4 protein-coding genes and 1 pseudogene are annotated in these 4,165 nt (G+C 52.6%); all 5 read left to right on the top strand.

Going from position 1 to position 4,165, the window contains the following annotated elements:
* On the top strand, positions 1-542 hold a 542-nt coding region (locus ACUU1M_RS19130), incomplete at its 5' end, for a COX aromatic rich motif-containing protein (RefSeq protein WP_449144744.1).
* Between the two features lie 21 nt (positions 543-563).
* Positions 564-2,555, top strand: a pseudogene (gene cyoB / locus ACUU1M_RS19125) (cytochrome o ubiquinol oxidase subunit I).
* The gene (locus ACUU1M_RS19120) at positions 2,545-3,159 is read left to right on the top strand and encodes a cytochrome o ubiquinol oxidase subunit III (protein ID WP_000179818.1); all 615 of its coding nucleotides are present in this window, start codon (positions 2,545-2,547) and stop codon (positions 3,157-3,159) included. Before cyoB ends, ACUU1M_RS19120 begins: the two are co-directional and overlap by 11 nt.
* Positions 3,159-3,488, top strand: a complete 330-nt coding sequence (locus ACUU1M_RS19115; RefSeq protein ID WP_000019869.1) for a cytochrome o ubiquinol oxidase subunit IV — start codon at positions 3,159-3,161, stop codon at positions 3,486-3,488. Before ACUU1M_RS19120 ends, ACUU1M_RS19115 begins: the two co-directional genes overlap by 1 nt.
* A gap of 11 nt (positions 3,489-3,499) precedes the next feature.
* Positions 3,500-4,165 (top strand): heme o synthase (gene cyoE / locus ACUU1M_RS19110; RefSeq protein WP_449144743.1); only part of this gene is annotated, 666 nt, incomplete at its 3' end.

Genomic DNA, 4,165 nt, shown 5'->3' with positions numbered 1-4,165 from the left:
TCTGTAAAATAATCCTTACGCTACGTACTTCTCGGGGCGCTTACAATGAAATCGCTTTCCCGGCGAACACTCCGGTGTACTTCAAAGTGACCTCCAACTCCGTGATGAACTCCTTCTTCATTCCGCGTCTGGGTAGCCAGATTTATGCCATGGCCGGTATGCAGACTCGCCTGCATCTGATCGCCAACGAACCCGGTACTTATGACGGTATCTCCGCCAGCTACAGCGGGCCGGGCTTCTCAGGCATGAAGTTCAAAGCTATTGCAACACCGGATCGCGCCGAATTCGACCAATGGGTCGCAAAAGCGAAACAGTCGCCGAACACCATGTCTGACATGGCTGCGTTCGAAAAACTGGCCGCGCCTAGCGAATACAACCAGGTGGAATATTTCTCCAACGTGAAACCAGACTTGTTTGCCGATGTGATTAACAAGTTTATGGCTCACGGTAAGAGCATGGACATGACCCAGCCAGAAGGTGAGCACAGTGCACACGAAGGTATGGAAGGCATGGACATGAGCCACGCGGAATCCGCCCATTAAAGGGGTTGAGGAAGAATAAAGATGTTCGGAAAATTATCACTTGATGCAGTCCCGTTCCATGAACCTATCGTCATGGTTACGATCGCTGGCATTATTTTGGGAGGTCTGGCGCTCGTTGGCCTGATCACTTACTTCGGTAAGTGGACCTACCTGTGGAAAGAGTGGCTGACCTCCGTCGACCATAAACGCCTCGGTATCATGTATATCATCGTGGCGATTGTGATGTTGCTGCGTGGTTTTGCTGACGCCATTATGATGCGTAGCCAGCAGGCTCTTGCCTCGGCGGGTGAAGCGGGCTTCCTGCCACCTCACCACTACGATCAGATCTTCACCGCGCACGGCGTGATTATGATCTTCTTCGTGGCGATGCCTTTCGTTATCGGTCTGATGAACCTGGTGGTTCCGCTGCAGATCGGCGCGCGTGACGTTGCGTTCCCGTTCCTCAACAACTTAAGCTTCTGGTTTACTGTTGTTGGCGTGATTCTGGTTAACGTTTCTCTCGGTGTGGGCGAATTTGCGCAGACCGGCTGGCTGGCCTATCCACCGCTATCGGGAATAGAGTACAGTCCGGGAGTCGGTGTTGATTACTGGATATGGAGTCTCCAGCTATCCGGTATAGGTACGACGCTTACCGGTATCAACTTCTTCGTTACCATTCTGAAGATGCGCGCACCGGGCATGACCATGTTCAAGATGCCAGTATTTACCTGGGCATCACTGTGCGCGAACGTACTGATTATTGCTTCCTTCCCAATTCTGACGGTTACCGTCGCGTTGTTGACCCTGGATCGCTATCTGGGCACCCATTTCTTTACCAACGATATGGGTGGCAACATGATGATGTACATCAACCTGATTTGGGCCTGGGGCCACCCGGAAGTTTACATCCTGATCCTGCCTGTTTTCGGTGTGTTCTCCGAAATTGCGGCAACCTTCTCGCGTAAACGTCTGTTTGGTTATACCTCGCTGGTATGGGCAACCGTCTGCATCACCATGCTGTCGTTCATCGTTTGGCTGCACCACTTCTTTACGATGGGTGCGGGCGCGAACGTAAACGCCTTCTTTGGTATCACCACAATGATTATCGCCATCCCGACCGGGGTGAAGATCTTCAACTGGCTATTCACCATGTATCAGGGCCGCATCGTGTTCCATTCTGCGATGCTGTGGACTATCGGTTTTATCGTCACCTTCTCGGTGGGCGGTATGACTGGCGTGCTGCTGGCAGTACCGGGCGCGGACTTCGTTCTGCATAACAGCCTGTTCCTGATTGCGCACTTCCATAACGTGATCATCGGCGGCGTGGTCTTCGGCTGCTTCGCAGGGATGACCTACTGGTGGCCTAAAGCGTTCGGTTTCAAACTGAACGAAACCTAGGGTAAACGCGCGTTCTGGTTCTGGATCATCGGCTTCTTCGTTGCCTTTATGCCGCTGTATGCGCTGGGCTTCATGGGCATGACCCGTCGTTTGAGCCAGCAGATTGACCCGCAGTTCCACACCATGCTGATGATTGCAGCCAGCGGTGCAGTACTGATTGCGCTGGGTATTCTCTGCCTCGTTATTCAGATGTACGTTTCTATTCGCGACCGCGACCAGAACCGTGACCTGACTGGCGACCCGTGGGGTGGCCGTACGCTGGAGTGGGCAACCTCTTCCCCGCCTCCGTTCTATAACTTTGCCGTAGTGCCGCACGTTCACGAACGTGATGCATTCTGGGAAATGAAAGAGAAAGGCGAAGCGTATAAAAAGCCTGACCACTATGAAGAAATTCATATGCCGAAAAACAGCGGTGCAGGTATCGTCATTGCAGCTTTCTCCACCATCTTCGGTTTCGCCATGATCTGGCATATCTGGTGGCTGGCGATTGTTGGCTTCGCAGGCATGATCATCACCTGGATCGTGAAAAGCTTCGACGAGGACGTGGATTACTACGTGCCGGTGGCAGAAATCGAAAAACTGGAAAACCAGCATTTCGATGAGATTACTAAGGCAGGGCTGAAAAATGGCAACTGATACTTTGACGCACGCGACTGCCCACGCGCACGAACACGGGCACCACGATGCAGGCGGAACCAAAATCTTCGGATTTTGGATCTACCTGATGAGCGACTGCATTCTGTTCTCAATCTTGTTTGCTACCTATGCCGTTCTGGTGAACGGCACCGCAGGCGGCCCGACAGGTAAGGACATTTTCGAACTGCCGTTCGTTCTGGTTGAAACTTTCTTGCTGTTGTTCAGCTCCATCACCTACGGCATGGCGGCTATCGCCATGTACAAAAACAACAAAAGCCAGGTTATCTCCTGGCTGGCGTTGACCTGGTTGTTTGGTGCCGGATTTATCGGGATGGAAATCTATGAATTCCATCACCTGATTGTTAACGGCATGGGTCCGGATCGCAGCGGCTTCCTGTCAGCGTTCTTTGCGCTGGTCGGCACGCACGGTCTGCACGTCACTTCTGGTCTTATCTGGATGGCGGTGCTGATGGTGCAAATCGCCCGTCGCGGCCTGACCAGCACTAACCGTACCCGCATCATGTGCCTGAGCCTGTTCTGGCACTTCCTGGATATGGTTTGGATCTGTGTGTTCACTGTTGTTTATCTGATGGGGGCGATGTAATGAGTCATTCTACCGATCACAGCGGCGCGTCCCATGGCAGCGTAAAAACCTACATGACAGGCTTTATCCTGTCGATCATTCTGACGGTGATTCCGTTCTGGATGGTGATGACAGGGGCTGCCTCTCCGGCCGTAATTCTGGGAACAATCCTGGCAATGGCAGTGGTACAGGTTCTGGTGCATCTGGTGTGCTTCCTGCACATGAATACCAAATCAGATGAAGGCTGGAACATGACGGCGTTTGTCTTCACCGTGCTAATCATCGCTATCCTGGTTGTAGGCTCCATCTGGATTATGTGGAACCTCAACTACAACATGATGATGCACTAAGAGCGGCGGTTATGATGTTTAAGCAATACCTGCAAGTAACGAAACCAGGCATCATCTTTGGCAACCTGATCTCGGTGATTGGGGGATTCCTGCTGGCCTCAAAGGGCAGCATTGATTATCCCCTGTTTATCTACACGCTGGTTGGGGTGTCACTGGTTGTGGCGTCGGGTTGTGTGTTTAACAACTACATCGACAGGGATATCGACAGAAAGATGGAAAGGACGAAGAATCGGGGGCTGGTTAAAGGCCTGATCTCTCCTGCTGTCTCGCTGGTGTACGCCACCTTGCTGGGTATTGCTGGCTTTATGCTGCTGTGGTTTGGCGCGAATCCGCTGGCCTGCTGGCTGGGGGTGATGGGCTTTGTGGTTTATGTCGGCGTCTATAGCCTGTACATGAAACGCCACTCAGTCTACGGCACATTGATTGGTTCGCTCTCCGGCGCTGCGCCGCCGGTGATTGGCTACTGTGCAGTAACCGGCGAGTTCGATAGCGGCGCAGAGATCCTGCTGGCTATCTTCAGCCTGTGGCAGATGCCTCACTCCTATGCCATCGCCATTTTCCGCTTTAAGGATTACCAGGCGGCAAACATTCCGGTATTGCCAGTGGTAAAAGGCATTTCGGTGGCGAAGAATCACATCACGCTGTATATCATCGCCTTTGCCGTTGCCACGCTGATT

The sequence above is a fragment of the Shigella sp. SIG6 genome, assembly GCF_053555815.1.
The sequence above is the reverse complement of the archived record's forward strand: the minus strand, read 5'-3'. Positions and strand labels throughout refer to the sequence as shown.